Below are 18,543 nucleotides of genomic sequence, written 5' to 3'. Positions count from 1 at the left end.
GGATCGGGACTCGGATCAAAGCGAGAATACAAAGGTTTTTAGGGTTAATTGGGCAGCAAAGGGCAGGACTCAGCTATACTGCCAACTTCCAATATAATTAAGAATTAATCGTTAAATTAAAAATGAATGTCGCAATCAGGCGATCGCAGATTTCTGATATCGATGCTTGCGCTCGCATTAATTATCAAGCTTTTAAAGATATTTCCGATCGCCATCAATTCCCTACAGATTTTCCGACGCAGGAGTTTTCAACCGAAATTATTGGCCTTCTGATCGAAAATCCGTCATATTTCGGCGTTGTAGCCGAGAGTGACGGTGCGGTTGTCGGCTGCGGTTTTATGGACGAACGCAACCCGATTCGCGGTATCGGGCCTGTGGGTGTCGATCGCACTTTTCAAGGCCGCGGCGCAGGGCGGGAAATCATGAAAGCCTTACTGGAACGGGGAAAAGACGCTCTGGGCATCCGTTTGGTGCAAGAATCTTTCAACATGGCTTCGCTGTCGCTGTACGCTTCTCTGGGTTTTGAGGTGAAGGAACCTTTCGTGTTAATGGAGGGGAAGTTTCACAGCCCGCCACAGTATGGGTTTGAGGTACGGCCGATGGCTAGTGAGGATGTTGGCGAATGCGCGGCTTTGTGCGAAAAAGTCTGTGGGTGCGATCGAACTTCCGAGATTGAATACGCCCTGAATCACCTTTTTCCCTTGGTTACTTACCAGCAACGTCGGATTGTGGCTTATACTTGTGCGGTGTCCACTTTGGGTCACAGCATCGCCGAAACCGAGACAGATATGCAGGTTTTGCTCTTGGGGGCTGCTGCGTACAGTTCCGAAGAAATGCTAGCTTTTCACTTGCCGCTGAGATATGCAAGTTTGTTTCGGTGGTGCTTGAAAGAAGGGCTGCGCGCCGTCAAACCGATGGCGGTGATGGCAGTTGGCGAGTACCAATCGCCGGAAGGATGTTGGTTTCCGTCTTTTGTTTATTGATTGTATAGCAAAGTTAGTATATGATATTTCCCGATTTCTCACAATTTTCGGAACTGGCGAAACAAGGCAATTTTGTACCCGTGTATCAAGAATGGGTGGCTGATTTGGATACGCCTGTATCTGCGTGGTATCGGGTTTGTGCCGGTCAACCCTACAGTTTTCTGCTGGAGTCGGTGGAAGGCGGGGAGAAGGTTGGGCGTTATAGTTTGTTAGGGTGCGATCCGTTGTGGATTTTGGAGGCTAGGGGCGATCGTACAACTCAAGTTTACCGCGACGGTTCTCAAAAAGTATTTACGGGCGATCCGTTTGCCGCTTTAACCGAGTGTTTGCAGCCTTACAAACCGGTGAAATTGCCGCAGTTACCGCCGGGAATCGGCGGGTTATTCGGTTTTTGGGGTTATGAGTTAATTAAGTGGATAGAATCGCGAGTACCGGTGCATCCAGCGGGCGAGAATGATTTGCCGGATGGGTTGTGGATGCAGGTTGATAATTTGCTGATTTTTGACCAGGTGAAGCGGAAAATTTGGGCCGTCGCCTATGCGGATTTGCGCGAGACTGGCGTTGATTTGGCCCAGGCCTATGGGGTGGCGTGCGATCGGGTTTCTCAGTTAGTTGATAAACTGAAATCGCCGCTTTCACAACAATCTACTCTGATAGAATGGACTCCGCCGAGTTACGGGCAAGATGCCAGTTCCACAACTGAAAATACAGAATTAGCTTACAGCAGCAATACCAGCCGTGACAAGTATTGTGAAAATGTATTGAAAGCCAAGGATTATATCAAAGCCGGAGATATTTTTCAGGTAGTGATTTCGCAGCGGCTGGAAGCAGAATACAGCGGCGATCCTTTTGCACTTTACCGCTCTTTGCGCCTGATCAATCCTTCTCCGTACATGGCATATTTCAATTTTGGAGATTGGCAGATTATCGGTTCCAGTCCCGAGATTATGGTGAAAGCCGAAAATACGGCTGACGGCAAAAAGATGGCAACTTTGCGGCCGATTGCTGGAACCCGCCGCCGAGGTGCAACTCCAGAATTAGATGATGCTTTGGCTGCGGAATTGTTGCAAGATCCGAAGGAAATTGCGGAACACGTGATGTTAGTTGATTTGGGCAGAAATGATTTAGGCAGAGTGTGCCGCAGCGGTACTGTAAAAGTTGATGAATTGATGGGAATTGAGCGTTATTCTCATGTGATGCACATTGTGAGCAATGTAATCGGAGAATTGGCTGAAGATAAGACAGCTTGGGATTTGTTGAAAGCTGGTTTTCCTGCGGGTACGGTTAGCGGTGCTCCCAAGATTCGGGCGATGGAAATTGTGCACGAGTTGGAAGGTTGCCGTCGCGGCCCGTATTCTGGGGTTTACGGGTATTATGATTTTGAGGGACAGTTGAATAGTGCGATTACAATTCGGACTATGATTGTTCGTTCTCAGGGAGGCGATAAACATTCGGTTTCTGTGCAAGCTGGTGCTGGTTTGGTGGCTGATTCTAATCCGGATATGGAGTATGAAGAAACTCTCAATAAAGCCAGGGGTATGTTGCAGGCTATTCGCTGTTTGAAGTAGCAACTTATGAGGACTAAAGCATTGGTGTCAACAATTGCTTAACACCCTTTTGATCTCTTGTTTATAGCCGAGGCCAGATCCCCCTAAATCCCCCTTAAGAAGGGGGACTTTGAGATCGCTCCGGTTCCCCCCTTCTTAAGGGGGGCTAGGGGGGATCGAGACTCGGCTATAAACGAGAGATACAAATGGTTTTTAGTCTTAAGTTGACACTAATGGATATAAAGTCCTGACTGCAAACCATTGTTGAAAGAGAGAAATATGAATTTTTATATAGTTGACGTATTTGCCGAGTCAAAATATGCAGGCAATCAGCTAGCTGTGTTTTGCGGCGCGGGAGTTGCGGAGCTCTCCGAAGCCCAAATGCTGCTGATAGCAAAGGAAATCAATTATTCGGAAACCACGTTTATTCGATCGCCCGAATCGCGAAATAACGGCTACGACGTGCGGATATTCACGCCCAAGAAGGAATTGCCGTTTGCCGGCCATCCGACGCTGGGGACGGCGTTTGTGTTACAACAAGAGATAATTGGCCAAAAGGTCGATCGGGTAATTCTCAATTTAGCCGTTGGTCAAATTCCAGTCACCTTTAATTATCGCAACGAAGCCGCAGATATCTTGTGGATGCGACAAAAGCCGCCAACATTCGGTCAAGTTTTATCAGCCGAAAGTCTCGCCAGCGTCCTAAATTTAGAACTCGATGAAATTGATTCTAGATTTCCGATTCAAGAAGTTTCTACCGGAGTACCGTTTATAATTGTACCGCTGAAAACCCTGGCATCGCTCAAAAAAGCCAAAGTCAACTTAGACAAATATTTTGAACTAATCAATACCACAGAAGCCAAAGAAATTTTAATATTTTGTCCAGAAACTTACAGCGACATTAATGATTTAAACGTCCGAGTTTTCGCCCATTCCTTAGGAATTCCAGAAGATCCAGCAACGGGGAGTGCCAATGGCTGTTTAGCTGGATATTTGGTAGAATATACTTATTGTGGGGAATCAAAGATTGATGTCAGAGTCGAACAAGGTTATGAGATTGGTAGACCTTCACTGCTGTTGTTGAAAGCAGAAAAAAATCAGGAAGAAATAGAAATTTTGGTCGGAGGTAAAGTGGTGATGGTAGCGAAAGGAGAATTTATTTAAAATCGTCAAATACAGGTTCATATATAGGTTCGTAGTGAGGACTTTAGTCCTTCTTTGTTGCGGACTAAAGTCCTCACTACGAACCAATTCAGCTCTAGGTTCGTAGTCAGGACTTTAGTCCTTCTTTGCTGCGGACTAAAGTCCTCACTACGAACCAATTCAGCTAATATGAGGTAGCTCATATTCATTGCTGTGCGTTACTGGCATAGTGAAAGCATCATCTCTACTAAATACTTTCCAATGTTACCAACATTTTCGCGCACTTTAAATTTATCCCCTGACGATTCCGAAGCCCTGCTTGCACTTCCATTAACCAGCTTGCTAGATTCACCGGAATTAAATCAACTGTTGGGAAGTCTGGATACTGGTTTGCTCAAAGAAACTTTGCCAACTGCTGGCGCTGTTTTATCCCAAAAACTCCCAGCTTTTTATGACTGGTTGCAAACTGAATTAAGAATTACAAATGTCCCGGACAGTCCCGATCATGCCACAAAATGGGTAGTTGGTTTTCTGAAAAATCAAGAAAGTTTAACTCATCTAGTTGAGATGCACAAATCGATTCCCAGCAAAGCATTAGAGCGATCGATTCCTCGGTTAGTTGGCGCCTTTGATGAGGTTCAACCCACCGCCGTCAAGAAAGAGTGGGAAAAAGCGATCGCAGCGCTTTGTCTGGTACTCGCCGCCGCAGCACGAGAAAATCAGCCATCGGCGGTATCAAAGGCTTTGGTAGGCGTTTAGGTAAAGCGGTTTTTTCGGAAAATTTGCAGTTGCGCGCGATCGATCTCAACGACTACCGGCTTTTTCTGGTTGAGGACGATCGCATTATGCCGATTCAACAACAGCCACTGAGCCAATATTACCACCAGGACTCGCCTTTTGCGAAACTTGCGTTCAAAATGAGCCATGCGGACGATCGCCTCTTCGATTTTATACCACCAGTTTTTCCCTTTCTGGGAAATTATCAAAACTGTTCCCGGTATGTAATCGCCTCCATTTGCCCAGAAAGCATACCTTTCGCCTAAAGTAAAGTAGTGAAAAACATTCTTAGCGGTGCAAGTTTGAGCTAACTTTTCCGCAACGCCCAAAGAATTAAACGTTAAAGTCGATCGCAAATAATCCGGGTATTTTGCTACAATCTGTTGAGCAACCTTGCCGCCCAAACTTTCTCCGATGACATCCGCCGGACTTCCGCTGCGAAATTGCTGTTTAAGCCAATCTATAGCGCCTACAGTTTCCGCCGCTTTTAACTGGCGTTGTACTTTTGCCATAAATACATCGGGCGTATCTTCCAAAACGCGATCGAAAGGATACCACGAACCGTATCCGCGAATCACGAGCACGGGCGGATTATTCCCAGAAACCGGAAGGCGACTTTCAGCATAAAAACCAGTGCGAATGTCTTCAAAGACTTTTTCTATGGTATAATTTCCATCAACAACTTGCCCCGATTCGTGCCGAACATAAATTGACGGATTGCTGGGCTCCTCAGTATCGTGGAGTTGGGGTTTGGCAAACTTTTCGTAGAGGGAATCTAGCAAGTGCCTTCCTGTAGGGCGATCGACAAAATCCAAGTTTATTGATCCATACTAAACTAAAAAAGCTCTAAAAATGGTTCGTAGTGAGGACTTTAGTCCGCAAGAAGAAGGACTAAAGTCCTCACTACGAACCTGGTGGAATTCTTACAAAACTCGCAACGTGCTCGCAATACTATCGACTGCTTCCATCGCCCGAATTTCATCGAGCGCTTGCTGAAAATTCCCTTCCCGAACATCGTGAGTCACCACAACAATTTCTGCTAAATCGCCGTGAATTCCCGTTTGCACAATTGATTCCAAACTCACCTTGTAGTTCCCGAAACAAGTGCCGAGTTTGCCAATTACCCCCGGAGTATCCCGCGTCAGAAAACGCGCGTAAAACCGAGTCACAAGTTCCTGCATTTCGGCAATTTTGCAGTAATGTTGGTGAGAGCAACTCAGCAAAGGATGGGGAATCGGCACAGTTTCGGTTTTCAAGATAGCCGCCACATTCAAAATGTCCGATACCACCGCACTCGCAGTCGGCCCAGCCCCCGCACCGCGTCCGTAAAGCATCAATTGCCCGATCGCATCTCCTTCGACTAAAATTGCGTTATAAACCCCGTTAACACTCGCCAGCGGATGAGCTTTCGGGACAAAAGTAGGATGCACCCGAATCGAGAGAAGTTCCCCTTCTGCATCTCCATTTTGCGCGGAAATTTTGCTGGTTTCTGTAGCAATAGCCAACAATTTAATTACAAATCCCAGCTTGTCGGCGTAGTCAATATCAGCCGCGCTAACTTGCGTGATACCTTCGCAGTGAATATCTGCTAATTTGATGCGCCCGCCAAAAGCCAGCGAGGCTAAAATAGCAATTTTATCAGCCGCATCTAATCCACCTACATCCGCTGTCGGGTCAGCTTCAGCATAACCTAATTGCTGAGCGTCCCTGAGCACTTCGGCAAAGTCTGCACCTTCTGTCTGCATCCGCGTCAGGATGTAATTAGTTGTGCCATTAACGATGCCGGTAACACTTTTGATGCGGTTTGCACCTAAAGATTGTTTGAGGGTTTGAATGACTGGAATGCCGCCGCCGACAGCGGCTTCTAGCATTACGTAAACGCCTTTTTCGTTAGCAGCGTCGAAGATTTCATTACCGTAGCGGGCGATAACTGCTTTGTTGGCGGTGACTACGTGCTTCCCGTTGGCGATCGCTTGCAGAATGAGCGATCGCGCCGGTTCCAATCCGCCAATCAGTTCTACTACAATATCAATTTCCGGGTCAGTGGCGAGATCCTCTAGGTCAGTTGTCAGCACATTTTCTGGCAATTGTAAAGACCGAGTTCGAGAAATATCGCGCACTCCCACCCGATAGATTTCCAATTCCTGTAACAGCGGATGGCGGCCGTCTGGAGAGAGCAAAATCTCTGCTGTTCCCGCGCCAACTGTACCTAAACCTAGCAAACCAATTTTGAAAGCCACGACTTTGACCCGTAGAAAATCACTTAATCTACCATCATTGTATGACAACCGGGCATTCACAGAGTACCCACAGGCTCGACTTCTTTAAAAAGTCAGACTCTATATCATATCATATCCGGTCAATCACTCGTAATAAAAACGGTTCGTAGTGAGGACTTTAGTCCGCATAATTTGAGGACTAAAGTCCTTACTACAAACCAATTTGATTGGGATAGTTTTCTGCGGACACTATCTGACTAATTCATCCAGACTTTGAATAGCAATTTAAAGTTCTGTATCCATCTCTACACCCAAATCTCGGAGCTGTTGCGCCAATATTTCGGCGCGCTGCCTTTCTGCAATCACTTGCTGTTCGAGTTGCACATTTTGCTGTTCGAGTTGCACATTTTGCTGTTCGAGTTGCACATTTTGCTGTTCGAGTTGCACATTTTGCTGTCCTAGTTGCTGAAGCTGTTCTTCTTCTTCTCGAATTAAAGCTTCTACTAGGGGCGGATCTAGCACTTCATTCACCGATAAAATAAATTCAGCGAACTGCACAGATTGAACTTGCTCTCCCGGCAAAAATTCCTGATGAGAATAACTGCTTTCATTTTCGGGACGGCTGCATACTCGTATTTTAGGTCGAGTGGGATCTACAATCCAATATTCAGGGATATCAATTAAGTCATATTCTGCCCGTTTGCGAATGTAGTCGTCCCGCCAATTTTGACTGGTAACTTCGACAACTAACAGCGGTTTTTCTTCAAAGTCCAGCACTGCGGAACCAGGTTGCGCGCAGACTTGTTCCCACAGACTCTGAGTGCAAATTACCACATCAGGAATGCGGGAAGAGTTTTCCTCAGTTCGCACTGCGGTAGTCACAATTGCAACAAGAGGTAGGTTGTGTGTTGCAAAGAAGCGCCGGAACTGGTAAACCAAAAATTCGCAAATTTTGATATGTATGGCTGTAGGTGTTGGCATTTCGATTAGATTGCCCCGATATAATTCATAACAAACACCTGACTCTCCCTGATAGTTCAGATATTCTTCAAAGGTGAGTTTTTGGGTAGAAGTTATAACCATGTTCAGTTATCCCCCTTTTTCGGTGAGCTTACTGTATATTTTACACTTGTATTGGGTGAATAAGCTGCTACGGTTATTAACCGTATATAAATTATCTGTCCTCGCGTCATAACTCTCGGCCGGACACGGCAGTGCCGTTTCCCTACAGGTGAAACCGTATATAAATTATCTGTCCTCGCGTCATAACTCTCGGCCGGACACGGCAGTGCCGTTTCCCTACAGGTGAAAATGTCTAATTTCTGATTCTGCAATATTTCTTTAAATTGGTATTACTCAAAAATTCAAACAGTTTCAAAAAATATAGGGCGAGCCAAAGCCCGCCCTACAAATCAAATTAAATCAAGCTACACATTAATAAGTTTCAACGTGCCAGCGATGCTCTTTCTTCAACTGTTTCTGATAGCCAGCCCAGTCAATGCCATGCTTGCTAGATGCAGCCGACATTCCCTCATCGATGCCGCCTTCCATGCCCTTCAAACCGCAGATGTAAGTGTGAGTTTTTGGCTTTTGAACCAATTCCCACAGTTGGTCTGCGTTCTCTTGAATCCGGTTTTGAATGTACATCTTACCGCCGGCTTCAGTTTTTTGCTCGCGGCTGATCGCATAAGTTAAGCGGAAATTATCGGGGAATTCGCGCTGCAATTGCTCCAATTCTTCTTTATAAAGAATGTTGGGAGTGTAAGCAACTCCAAAGAACAGCCAAGCTAAACCTTTGAATTTGTAATCTGGATTATTTTCTTTAAACATCCGCCACAAATAAGCTCGGAAAGGAGCAATACCCGTACCAGTAGCCATCATAATCACGGTGGCATCTTCGTCTTCGGGCAACAACATTTCTTTGCCTACCGGGCCGGTGATTTTGACATCATCCCCAGGCTGCAAACCTGTTAGAAAAGTCGAACAAACGCCGAACACTCTTTCGCCACTGTTCGGGTCATTGTACTCCAGCCGGCGGACGCACAGAGAGACAGTTTTGTCATCTACATCGTCGCCGTGACGGGTAGAGGCGATCGAGTAAAGCCGAATTTTGTGAGGTTTACCGTTTTTATCAGTCCCATCGGGAATAATCCCGATACTTTGACCTTCGAGATAGTGCAAATTGCCACCAGAAATGTCAAATTTGACGTGGCGGACTGTGCCGTCGCCGCCTTCTCTGACCAATTCTTCTGTAGAAATGCACTTACCAATATAGGGATTGGCCGGCTTGTAGAGGTTAACAGGAACCTGAACTTTTTCTTTGGCTTGAGTCATGGGCTTAGTTTTTTCTCCAGATTTCTGACTCTGTAGCCCTGCTTCTGGTGCAACTTTGCCATTGGTTTCGGGAGCGCCGTTTGAGGGGCGGATGCTGACGATTTTGCCACCCATGCGAGCAATTCTGCGCATTTCCTGATTCATGCGATCGTAGGGCACGGAGATAAACACGCTGCCGCTACTGCGAATCTGGTGACTTGTTTGGTCAGTTGCTTTGCTCTGACGCATACCCTCCACTTCGTAAACAAAGATGCGGCTGCCTGATTCTGAGTTGGCAGCTACACCAGATATGCTTGGGCTGTACATTTGTTGCTTGTCCTTCACGATACAGAGTTATAAAGAGAGAGAATGTGACGTTAGACTCAATTTACTTTTTTCTTAAGGCCACCTGGACTAATTGCCCGCGCGAATCTTTGGGCCTCGCCGCGCAGGCGGGAGTGTCAAGTTGAGATCGCTCTGCCTCTAATTCCCCATTAGCCGATCGCCCCGCAAGGCATGGCCCGGCTGCGTTCAGGTGTTGACCTATAGCTATTGTTGTCTGCGTACTGGCAATATTTTACCCGATCGGGGGATCTGCCCCGATAACTCGTTCTGATTTGGGGAGAGCGCGAGATAGTCCGATGGGGAGACGATCCCATGGGGACAGGATTTGACGATTTTTCCTACGGCTGAAATATACAATTTAAATGCTGTCTTGCTGAAAGTAGGATTAAGCTAAATGACGTTGAGCTTGTAGGGGGCGGACGCATTCTGGTAAGATTAACCACTAAAGTTAGTATTAATTTCTTGCCTTGAAGATTGCTTGGGTCTTCCCGGGCAGGCAGTCAACTGACTCCTGTATGCTGGTGAGTGCTCGATCCTCTCGGGGTAGCAAACCCGCAGAAAGCCTGCTTGTAGCTACCTGCGGGCTGAAATTTTGTGGAATCTAGACTTCAGTTACTTAGTAAACAGTGATTTTGTTAGAGGGAAACTATGACCAGTAAGCCGGATCGCGTGGTTTTAATTGGCGTAGCCGGAGACTCCGGTTGCGGAAAATCTACTTTTTTGCGCCGATTGACAGATTTGTTCGGGGAAGATTTCGTGACTGTAATCTGCCTCGACGACTATCATTGTCTCGATCGCAAGCAGCGCAAGGAAACAGGGATTACCGCCCTTGACCCCAGAGCGAACAATTTTGACCTGATGGCCGAGCAAATGAAGGCCCTCAAAGAAGGTCGGGGAATAGACAAGCCGATTTACAACCACGAAACCGGTCTGCTCGATCCTCCAGAGCGGGTAGAGCCGAATCACGTGATTGTGATAGAAGGGTTGCATCCGCTGTACGACGAGCGAGTGAGAAATCTCCTCGACTTCAGCGTCTACCTCGACATCAGCGACGAAGTAAAAATTGCTTGGAAAATCCAGCGCGACATGGCGGAACGGGGCCACCGTTACGAAGACGTGCTGTTTGCGATCAATGCTCGCAAACCGGATTTCACAGCCTACATCGACCCACAAAAGCAATATGCTGACGTGGTAATTCAAGTATTGCCGACCAACTTGATCAAAGATGACAAAGAACGGAAGGTTCTGCGCGTCCAAATGATCCAGCGCGAAGGTATCGCCAACTTTGAACCTGCGTATTTGTTTGACGAAGGTTCGACAATTAACTGGATTCCTTGCGGCCGCAAACTGACTTGTTCCTATCCTGGAATTAAGATGTACTACGGGCCAGATGCTTTCTACGGCCACGAAGTCTCGATTTTGGAAGTAGACGGTCAGTTCGAGAATCTCGAAGAAGTGATTTACATCGAAAGCCATTTGAGCAAGACTTCTGCGAAATACGAAGGCGAGTTGACTCACCTGTTACTCCAACACCGCGAATATCCTGGTTCCAACAATGGAACAGGTTTGTTCCAAGTATTGGTCGGATTGAAGATGCGGGCGACTTACGAGAAGTTGACTGCAAAAGAATCAAAAGTTGCTGTTAGTGTTTAGAACTCTGACATGAAAGATTTGAGAGGCGCGAGTGCGCCTCTTTTTTTTGTGGGTGAAATGAACGGCCGACGGTGATTCAGTTGACAGTAGACAAGTGACAGTAGACAAGTGACAGTAGACAAGTGACAGTAGACAAGTGACAGTAGAGGGCGACCTCTACCTAGAAGGAAGAGGATTGGAGTAATGAATCGTCTGATTTTAATTTCTCCTACAATGGAGAGGCTTTAAACCAATTTTTTATGGTGATTTTGGGGCAGAGAAGAGTTAGGGCATAATATAGCAGTTGACAGTTGACAGTAGACAAGTGACAGTTGTGGCAACCAAATCAAACCGCTTATGCTGGAGGGGTCAGGAATCTATTCATGAGTTTATTTCTGTCCTAACCGATGTGGCGGTTGCTATACAATTCATTTCCGAAATATCGGAATTTAAAAAAATGCCTGTATTGCCTATGAAATCGTCAGATGAGATTCGTAAAAAAGCGTTAATCCAAGCATACAGAGTTAGGGTAGAGTGTTTGATAATAGAGAGTTTACAAATGTTTTTCAGGCTTGATTGAGGGAAGTTCTACTTTCTTGAATTATCTATAGCGGCCCTCCCAAAGATGAGGTAAGCTGTTACGCATTTAAACCACTAACGAGGCCCTCCGGGTGCGTCAGCTCGATCGCCCCAAAGGCTAAGGGAAACGCTGCGGCCCGTGGCACCCTACAATACTATTTTAAATGCGTAACAGCTTATTCACCAATTCATTAACTAACGAGGCCCTCCGGGTGCGTCAGCTCGATCGCCCCAAAGGCTAAGGGAAACGCTGCGGCCCGTGGCACCCTACAATACTATTTTAAATGCGTAACAGCTTATTCACCAATTCATTAACAATTACAAAATCCCGTAATCCCCGAATCCTCCAATCCTCGAATCCTCCAATCCCCTAATCTAAAATCTAAAATCTAAGTTGTACCTCATCTTTCTGATAACCGCAATAATTCGATGCAACCCTGTCTGAATATCGATTAAGAATGCCAAAAACTTTACTGCTGCACCATTACCTCTTCCAGCAATAGCTTGATTCGGTTGCCGATCGCCCCGACATTGGGTTCCTGTAAAATACCGAGATGGTCTCCAGGTATATCGTAAATGGTCAGATTGTCTTTGAGATAAGGTTTCCAGCCTAGATCCGGATCGAGACTGACACTTTTGCCATCTTCAGAATCCAGCGCTCGAAACATGACTACTTGACCAGCATACGGTTTTGGCACGTAAGCTCGTTCTGCTTGCTCAATCCTCTTGTCTGTCATCAAATAGTCGGTGGTGCAAGACATTAACTCTGTAGGTTCTTCCGCCTTAATGTATCGCCCGATCGTTTTGCGGGCTAGCATTGTCATTCGATCTGTAAGTGCGATCGCGCGATCGACGACGCTACTGACGATGTAACCTATACCCTGCTTAGCAATTTTTTGGGCATGGAAGCGCAGCCGCTGCTGAATGGGTAGGGGCTTGTAGGCAGAGGGTAACATGGAATCAAACATCACTAATAACGCTGTTTCCTGTCCTCTAGCTGCCAATTGCTGAGCTACCTCAAAGGCCACAATACCTCCAAAGGACAAACCACCCAAATAATAAGGGCCCTCTGGTTGCAGCTTCACTAGCTCATTGATGTAATAGTTTGCGATCGCCTCAACCTGATTGACTGGCCCATTCACGCCATCTTTAACAAGAGCAATTAAGCCATATATCGGCCGATCTAGCCCCAAATATGGAATTAACGGATGATAAAGAGACACTCCTTCAAACAGAAATAGTGGTGGCTGAGAACCCTGCGGTTGAATCTCAACTAGGGAAAAACTTTGGTTGGGGATATCGCCTTGACGTAGAATCTCGGCTAGTTGTTTGATGGTTGGGGCTTGGAAGATAATTGATAGTGGGAGACTCTGCTGCAACTTTTCGTCAATTTTGTCAGCTAAGCGAGCGGCTAACAGGGATGTACCGCCTAAATCCATGAAATTATCGGTTGTGCCGATCGGCTTAATATTGAGCACTTGCTCCCAAATTTGGACGAGTTGAGCTTCTAGTCCATCAATAGGCAACACAATTTCACTGTACTGAACCAGATCGGCAACCTGCGGTTCTGGAAATGCACGACGATCGACCTTACCATTAGGCATCATCGGGAAGCTCTCCATCACTACAACGGCTGCCGGAATCATGTATGCCGGTAGCTTTGTTTGTAGAAAACTACGCAATGCAGACACCTGAATTGATTGCCCGTGCTTCGGAATGATATATGCGACTAAGCGCTTTTCACCGGGTACATCTTCCCGTGCCAAAACTATGCCTTGCTGCACAGATTGGTGCTGTTCCAAATAGGTTTCAATCTCTAGTAACTCAATCCGAAAACCTCGAATTTTTACTTGAAAATCGATGCGGCCAATAAACTCCAAGGTTCCATTGGGTAAATAGCGGGCAGTATCCCCTGTTCTGTAAAGTTTGGCTCCAGGTCGATCGCTAAATGGATTAGCAATAAACTTACTTGCAGTGCGTTCTGGCAAATTGAGATATCCCCTCGCCAGCCCTGGGCCGCCAATATACAGTTCTCCAATATCGCCATCTGGCACAGGATTTAGGTTTTCATCGAGAATGTAAATTTGGCTGTTGGGAAGAGGACGACCGATCGGAATGTCTGCTTCACTGCTGAGATCGTAACCTTCAGCGATCGGGTCAAAAATAGTTGCCGTCACGGTGGTTTCAGTCGGCCCGTAGGTATTGAGCCAACGGGGATATTCCCCAACCAATTGCCGCCATTCAGCATAGATAGCCCGAGAGGCTTTTTCACCGCCCACAATCACCAACCTTACATCTGGGGACATGGGAACGCCTAGCAATGAGAGTCCGCTGACAAGGCCATGCCAAAAAGCAGTTGGCAAGTCCAGAATAGTAATGCGTTCTTGCTCAATAAATTCGAGGAATTGGCGGGTAGAGCTAATACTGTCCTCAGTTCGCAACACGATAGTTGCGCCACTTACCAAGGATGGAAAAACTTCTTCAATGATGATGTCAAAGCTCATGCTAGAGAATTGCAGTACCCGATCGCCCAATCCGAGAGCAAATTCCTGTGCGATCGCCTTACTATGGTGAATCATACCCTGGTGGGTAATCATCACACCCTTCGGATTCCCCGTCGAACCAGAAGTGTAGATCGCATAAGCCAAATGCTCGGGCTCTGTCAGTACAGGCAGATTTTCTGTGCTGTAGTCCACGATATCGTGCCAGTCTGTATCTGGACAAATCACACGAGCATTGTGTTCGGGCAAAAATTCAACCAGATGCTGTTGAATCAAAATGAATCGCACAGCGGCGTCTCGTAACTTGTACGCTCGACGTTCGTGGGGATAGGCTGGGTCGATCGGCACATAGGCCGCACCAGCTTTCATCACGCCCAAAAAGCAAATCACCATTTCCATGCAGCGATTCATACAGATAGCAATCAGTTCATCCGGTTGCACTCCCAGTGCTTGAAGGTAATGGGCGAGCTGGTTTGCGCGTTGATTTAAGGCATCGTAGGTTAATTCTTGCCCTTGAAATGACAGGGCGATCGCATCAGGAGTCTGCTTAACCTGTGCTTCAAACCATTGATGGATACTCGCATAGTCAGATGGAGTTAGATCGACTTGAGAGTCCTCGACAGAGGAAATATCCTGACTAGATAATGGAAGATCGACACAGACATCGTGGGTAGTTTTTGGTGCATCAGTTTCTTTGTTGGGTAAGTACCCATCACCACTCGTCAAAACATCTTGAGAGTTCATCATATTTGTGATTTAAGTAGGGCGAGCGAGGTTAAGAGATGGCACCCTGTGGGTAGTTCCTTGTCCGGCATTCATCCAGCTCACAGCTTTTTGTGGATTGCTTCTTGTGCAGTGTCGAAACTGTCACAGTGCAGTAATACTGCGTCGAACCAATCTATCACAGTTGCCAGGTCTATCTGAATATGGCGGCGCAAATCAATGCGCTTTTGGGGAACGGAAGTTGTTTCTGGATAATTGCTTTTTATGCTTCTTGCATTATACGACTTATTAATTAAGCTGTTGTACATCGAGACAGTTTTGGGGAGTGTCTCATTAGCGATCGGCGGCGATCGCGCTAAAAAAGTAAAACAGAGATGCTCCCTTACAGATTCAATGGAACCCAACTGCTTTATCTGTAAAGGTTTCAGGTATTTGCTTTTTTTGCGTGTCTTGACAATTTGGACGTTTTCTTAACTTATCACCGAAAAACGGTGTTTGGAAGTAGAGAGCTTAAAAATATCTTTCCGGCTTCAGTGAGAGCGTCATCTAGCGAAAATTTGAGACTGCGAACTCGGATATCGCCAAATGTCTTGTCTAGTGGCTGTTTGAGGTCTTGCGGGTAGATGAGAATAGCATTTTTACAGTTTACTGCTGTTGCGTAGGCAATTATTTGATGGCGGTCACTACTGGCTACTCGATCGGGAGCTTTGTATTTGGTATCGAGGACGTATTGAACTTTTCCTGTTTCAATATCGCACAGGAGTAAGTCAATGCGATCGGAATAATTTTCGTCATGTATGACTCGGCGTTGTTGCTGGACAAAAAAGCCTTTTGGTGTATTTGCGTTGAGCCATTCAGCGACAAATTGTTCATATAAATTAGCCATGTCTATGAGAAAAGGAAGCATTTCGCGATCGCCTTTTTCATGACTTGGCCCAGTATTCTCCAGAAAGAAGCGACAGAGGGCGTGTAATATTTGATAATCTTGATTCAAACGGTGATAATTTCTATCAATACAAGCTTCAGGTTTAAAAGATATTAGAGTGACAAATCCTTGGAGTGCGTGAAAGGCTTTTCGCACAGTCGATGAGACAGATTCGCTGCACAAACCGCTGCGGCAAATAATGAAGAGTGTCCAAGCCAGAATTTGATTGTCTTCGATATCGCCTGTTTGTTCGTTATAGTGGCATTTTAGTTTAACCTCCCAAGGTTTTTGCACAGCTTCCCTGACATCAATCCGACCGCGAATATAGGAAAGTTTTTCTGTTTTGGGTAAGTAATCGCGATATAATCCTTTGCGACAGCGTTCGAGAATTTTCTGAGCAAGGATGTTAGCTAATCTTTCATAGACTTGTTCTAAATATTCGCACTCAATCTGTCCATTCGGAAGATTTATCTTAAGCTTGTAGGCATAGTCAAGCATTCCGAATAAATTTGCGATCGGAACCTTTGGGCGGATGACCATGTGAAATTCTGGAGTGATTGGAATATTGCCAACAATGCCTTTAGATGTTAATTCCCATTTATCTTGAGTTTTACGGTTGGGAAATTCTATATTTATTTCCTTGGCATAATTTTGGTGAATTTTCTCTCCTACTAATTCGGGTATTGCATCTCGGTCAAAAGTAGCTAATTGATATTCTGTGAGTTCGATGATTTGGGGTGATTCTCGTTTCATAGATGCTATAATATCAACTTTTATAATTATTGCAAAATTATTCGTAGGGTGTGTCGCCACCAACAATCCCTCAATAAAAACCGACAATCTCACAGATCCGCACCTTACACCTAAATTTACTAATTTTTACAAGATTATTCGTAGGGTGTGTCGCCACCAACAATCCCTCAATAAAAACCGACAATCTCACAGATCCGCACCTTATACCATTTATAAAAAAGCTTGCTTAATACAAAAATGTTGGGCGGAGTGAAACAGAGGGTTGATTTCTCAGAGCGCGATGGAGCAGGTGCGTCGCTATTAGATTGTCGCTCTTGATTGAGGATTGTCGATGTATCCACACCCTACGGCTACTTGCTCAATTTATCTTTAATTTTATCCCATACAAATTCATCCATTTTTCCAACATCATCAAAAAAGTATTCTTCGAGATATGACTCAATTTCCATTTGCCAAATATCTGGGATATCTTCACCTAAGGTTTTGGTCAAAAAGAAGGAAATGCCGAGTTCATAATGTTTGTTATTAATTGCCAGATTGACATTTTTGAGAATGCCAATTAATTTCTCAACGGCAAAACCTGTTTGCTCTCTCTTATGATAGTTTTGCAGCAGTTCATAGTTAGGATAAAGAGGGATGAATGCGAAGCGGCGGCGGAGGGCTTGATCGACTAAAGCAATAGAACGGTCTGCGGTGTTCATTGTACCAATAATGCGGACATTTGTAGGGATTCTAAACTTTTGACCGCTAGCTAGTGTAATAAAACGTTTTGTATCTTGTCGGTCATCTAGGAGATACATTAATTCGCCAAAGACTTGGGAGAGATTTGCGCGATTAATCTCATCAATAATGAGAACACAAATATCTTCACAGGCTGCGGCTTTTTCGCAGAATTCCAGGAATCTACCGGGAACTATTGGATAAGTTAATTGCCCATCTTGACTTTGGGGACGGAGGCCTTGAATAAAGTCTTCATAAGTATAAGCTGGATGAAATTGGATCGTGTCTGAGAAACCGTCACCGCCACCGATTAAGTGTTGGGCTAGTTTTTGGGCGAGGAAGGTTTTTCCGGTTCCGGGCGGGCCTTGGATGATGGTTTGGCCTTTGCGGTTAATGGTGTGTATCCATTGGGTTAGTTGGGTTGTTTGAAAACCAGTAGTTTGTGAAATCTCTTCTAGTTCATACACTGGATTAAATTCCTTTTCATATACTGAGAAATATTGACTTACAAGAAGAAGTATGTCATAATTATCGCAATGAGATATTAACAATAAAGGAAATAATTTTTTAAATGCTTGTGCTATTTTGTAAATTAACTGTTTAGCAGAATATCCTAATAATTCTTCCGAGTTATTAAGTGACAAGGCGACGAGAATATTATCATAAGAAACCATTCCCTCTTCTATTGAATCGATAGTAATTTCTTCCAAAATACTTTCTAATAGATCATAAATAGATTTGTTTGGTTTCATTGTGCGATCAAACTCCTCCCAACCATTATAATGATAAGCTTCACCGCCATATTTTAAACGATACTGATGCCTATTGGGAAGGTTATAAAGTTTAAAAAAATTGAGTAAACCCACATCATGTCTATAATGACTTTGGTAATTTATTACCATACGACTCAAAAAAGCATCTGCTGCATGAAAGCCAAAAATTAATCTTGATTCTTGAAGTAGTAATATTAACTTAGAACTGTCATCGCTCTCGTGAAAACACAAGCCTAAACCGTAAGCTGGTGATTGCTCATATTTTGTTTCAATGTCAAAAGCCCAGATCTCATGCTTTATATTTAGATATTTTTTCATAAAATCAGGCAACTGCTCTTCTACCTGGCTTAAAATATACTTTAATGGATCTTCTACATATTTTAAGCAATTTTTTTTGTGTGCCATGTAAAAATCTGGGCTTTTGCCTGCATAAAATTGTGCCAATAGGTTAAATGTCTCTACTGAAAAAGGGCATTCAGGATGTACAAAAACTTTTTCCATGTTTTCCGTGTTTTTAAGGTGACTTAATTGTTGTGATTAACTTATTGTACCCGATCGCCCTTCGTGAAACCAGACATCTGAAAGGCGATCGCACCCGTCGCATTCCCGT

The 18,543-nt window shown here is 45.0% G+C and carries 13 protein-coding genes; 5 read left to right on the top strand and 8 right to left on the bottom strand.

From position 1 onward, the window contains the following. Positions 1 to 122: 122 nt before the first annotated feature. The 4 genes from QUB64_RS04050 to QUB64_RS04035 all read left to right on the top strand — a co-directional run bounded on the left by QUB64_RS04050 (position 123) and on the right by QUB64_RS04035 (position 4,432). Positions 123 to 983, top strand: a complete 861-nt coding sequence (locus QUB64_RS04050) for a GNAT family N-acetyltransferase (RefSeq protein ID WP_333267754.1) — start codon at positions 123 to 125, stop codon at positions 981 to 983. A gap of 20 nt (positions 984 to 1,003) precedes the next feature. Further along, entirely contained in the window at positions 1,004 to 2,551 is a 1,548-nt protein-coding gene (locus QUB64_RS04045; RefSeq protein ID WP_333267752.1) for an anthranilate synthase component I family protein, read from the top strand. 258 nt (positions 2,552 to 2,809) lie between these two features. Continuing rightward, positions 2,810 to 3,694, top strand: a complete 885-nt coding sequence (locus QUB64_RS04040) for a PhzF family phenazine biosynthesis protein (protein WP_333267750.1) — start codon at positions 2,810 to 2,812, stop codon at positions 3,692 to 3,694. A gap of 240 nt (positions 3,695 to 3,934) precedes the next feature. Further along, entirely contained in the window at positions 3,935 to 4,432 is a 498-nt protein-coding gene (locus tag QUB64_RS04035) for a hypothetical protein (RefSeq protein WP_333267748.1), read from the top strand. On the opposite strand, the gene QUB64_RS04030 is transcribed toward QUB64_RS04035, so the two are convergent. The 4 genes from QUB64_RS04030 to petH form a co-directional block, all read right to left on the bottom strand. Next, the gene (locus QUB64_RS04030; protein ID WP_333267746.1) at positions 4,429 to 5,265 is read right to left on the bottom strand and encodes a hypothetical protein; all 837 of its coding nucleotides are present in this window, start codon (positions 5,263 to 5,265) and stop codon (positions 4,429 to 4,431) included. The two genes, QUB64_RS04035 and QUB64_RS04030, sit on opposite strands and share 4 nt — an antisense overlap. 108 nt (positions 5,266 to 5,373) lie before the next feature. Beyond that, on the bottom strand, positions 5,374 to 6,690 hold the full coding sequence (locus QUB64_RS04025) for a homoserine dehydrogenase (RefSeq protein ID WP_333267744.1): 1,317 nt from the start codon (positions 6,688 to 6,690) through the stop codon (positions 5,374 to 5,376). Positions 6,691 to 6,954: 264 nt separating this feature from the next. Next, a complete protein-coding gene (locus tag QUB64_RS04020; protein WP_333393967.1) occupies positions 6,955 to 7,752 on the bottom strand; it encodes a Uma2 family endonuclease in 798 nt (265 codons plus the stop codon). Positions 7,753 to 8,103: 351 nt separating this feature from the next. Then, on the bottom strand, positions 8,104 to 9,309 hold the full coding sequence (petH, locus tag QUB64_RS04015) for a ferredoxin--NADP reductase (protein WP_333267741.1): 1,206 nt from the start codon (positions 9,307 to 9,309) through the stop codon (positions 8,104 to 8,106). Between the two features lie 666 nt (positions 9,310 to 9,975). Here petH and QUB64_RS04010 point away from each other — a divergent pair. Continuing rightward, positions 9,976 to 10,980 carry a phosphoribulokinase gene (locus QUB64_RS04010; RefSeq protein WP_293144172.1) on the top strand — a complete coding sequence of 335 codons (1,005 nt, stop codon included), beginning with the start codon at positions 9,976 to 9,978 and terminating at the stop codon, positions 10,978 to 10,980. Between the two features lie 1,028 nt (positions 10,981 to 12,008). On the opposite strand, the gene QUB64_RS04005 is transcribed toward QUB64_RS04010, so the two are convergent. The 4 genes from QUB64_RS04005 to QUB64_RS03990 form a co-directional block, all read right to left on the bottom strand. Further along, complete coding sequence (locus QUB64_RS04005) at positions 12,009 to 14,786, bottom strand: non-ribosomal peptide synthetase (RefSeq protein ID WP_333267738.1); 2,778 nt, start codon at positions 14,784 to 14,786, stop codon at positions 12,009 to 12,011. A 77-nt stretch (positions 14,787 to 14,863) separates the two neighbouring features. Beyond that, positions 14,864 to 15,166, bottom strand: coding sequence for a hypothetical protein (locus QUB64_RS04000; RefSeq protein ID WP_333267736.1), 303 nt, complete (start codon positions 15,164 to 15,166; stop codon positions 14,864 to 14,866). A gap of 74 nt (positions 15,167 to 15,240) precedes the next feature. Next, positions 15,241 to 16,440, bottom strand: a complete 1,200-nt coding sequence (locus tag QUB64_RS03995) for an McrC family protein (RefSeq protein WP_333267734.1) — start codon at positions 16,438 to 16,440, stop codon at positions 15,241 to 15,243. 350 nt (positions 16,441 to 16,790) lie between these two features. Continuing rightward, entirely contained in the window at positions 16,791 to 18,434 is a 1,644-nt protein-coding gene (locus tag QUB64_RS03990; protein ID WP_333267732.1) for an McrB family protein, read from the bottom strand. Positions 18,435 to 18,543 lie beyond the last annotated feature (109 nt).

The sequence above is a fragment of the Microcoleus sp. Aus8_D2 genome (assembly GCF_036702665.1).
Lineage (GTDB): Bacteria > Cyanobacteriota > Cyanobacteriia > Cyanobacteriales > Microcoleaceae > Microcoleus.
This window is presented reverse-complemented; position numbering and strand designations above follow the sequence as displayed.

Bases quoted from the DNA above. Each gene is read 5' to 3' on its own strand.
- QUB64_RS04050 (WP_333267754.1), top strand. From the start codon at position 123: ATGAATGTCGCAATCAGGCGATCGCAGATTTCTGATATCGATGCTTGC.
- QUB64_RS04045 (WP_333267752.1), top strand. From the start codon at position 1,004: ATGATATTTCCCGATTTCTCACAATTTTCGGAACTGGCGAAACAAGGC.
- QUB64_RS04040 (WP_333267750.1), top strand. From the start codon at position 2,810: ATGAATTTTTATATAGTTGACGTATTTGCCGAGTCAAAATATGCAGGC.
- QUB64_RS04035 (WP_333267748.1), top strand. From the start codon at position 3,935: ATGTTACCAACATTTTCGCGCACTTTAAATTTATCCCCTGACGATTCC.
- QUB64_RS04020 (WP_333393967.1), bottom strand. From the start codon at position 7,752: ATGGTTATAACTTCTACCCAAAAACTCACCTTTGAAGAATATCTGAAC.
- petH (WP_333267741.1), bottom strand. From the start codon at position 9,309: ATGTACAGCCCAAGCATATCTGGTGTAGCTGCCAACTCAGAATCAGGC.
- QUB64_RS04010 (WP_293144172.1), top strand. From the start codon at position 9,976: ATGACCAGTAAGCCGGATCGCGTGGTTTTAATTGGCGTAGCCGGAGAC.
- QUB64_RS04005 (WP_333267738.1), bottom strand. From the start codon at position 14,786: ATGATGAACTCTCAAGATGTTTTGACGAGTGGTGATGGGTACTTACCC.
- QUB64_RS03995 (WP_333267734.1), bottom strand. From the start codon at position 16,440: ATGAAACGAGAATCACCCCAAATCATCGAACTCACAGAATATCAATTA.
- QUB64_RS03990 (WP_333267732.1), bottom strand. From the start codon at position 18,434: ATGGAAAAAGTTTTTGTACATCCTGAATGCCCTTTTTCAGTAGAGACA.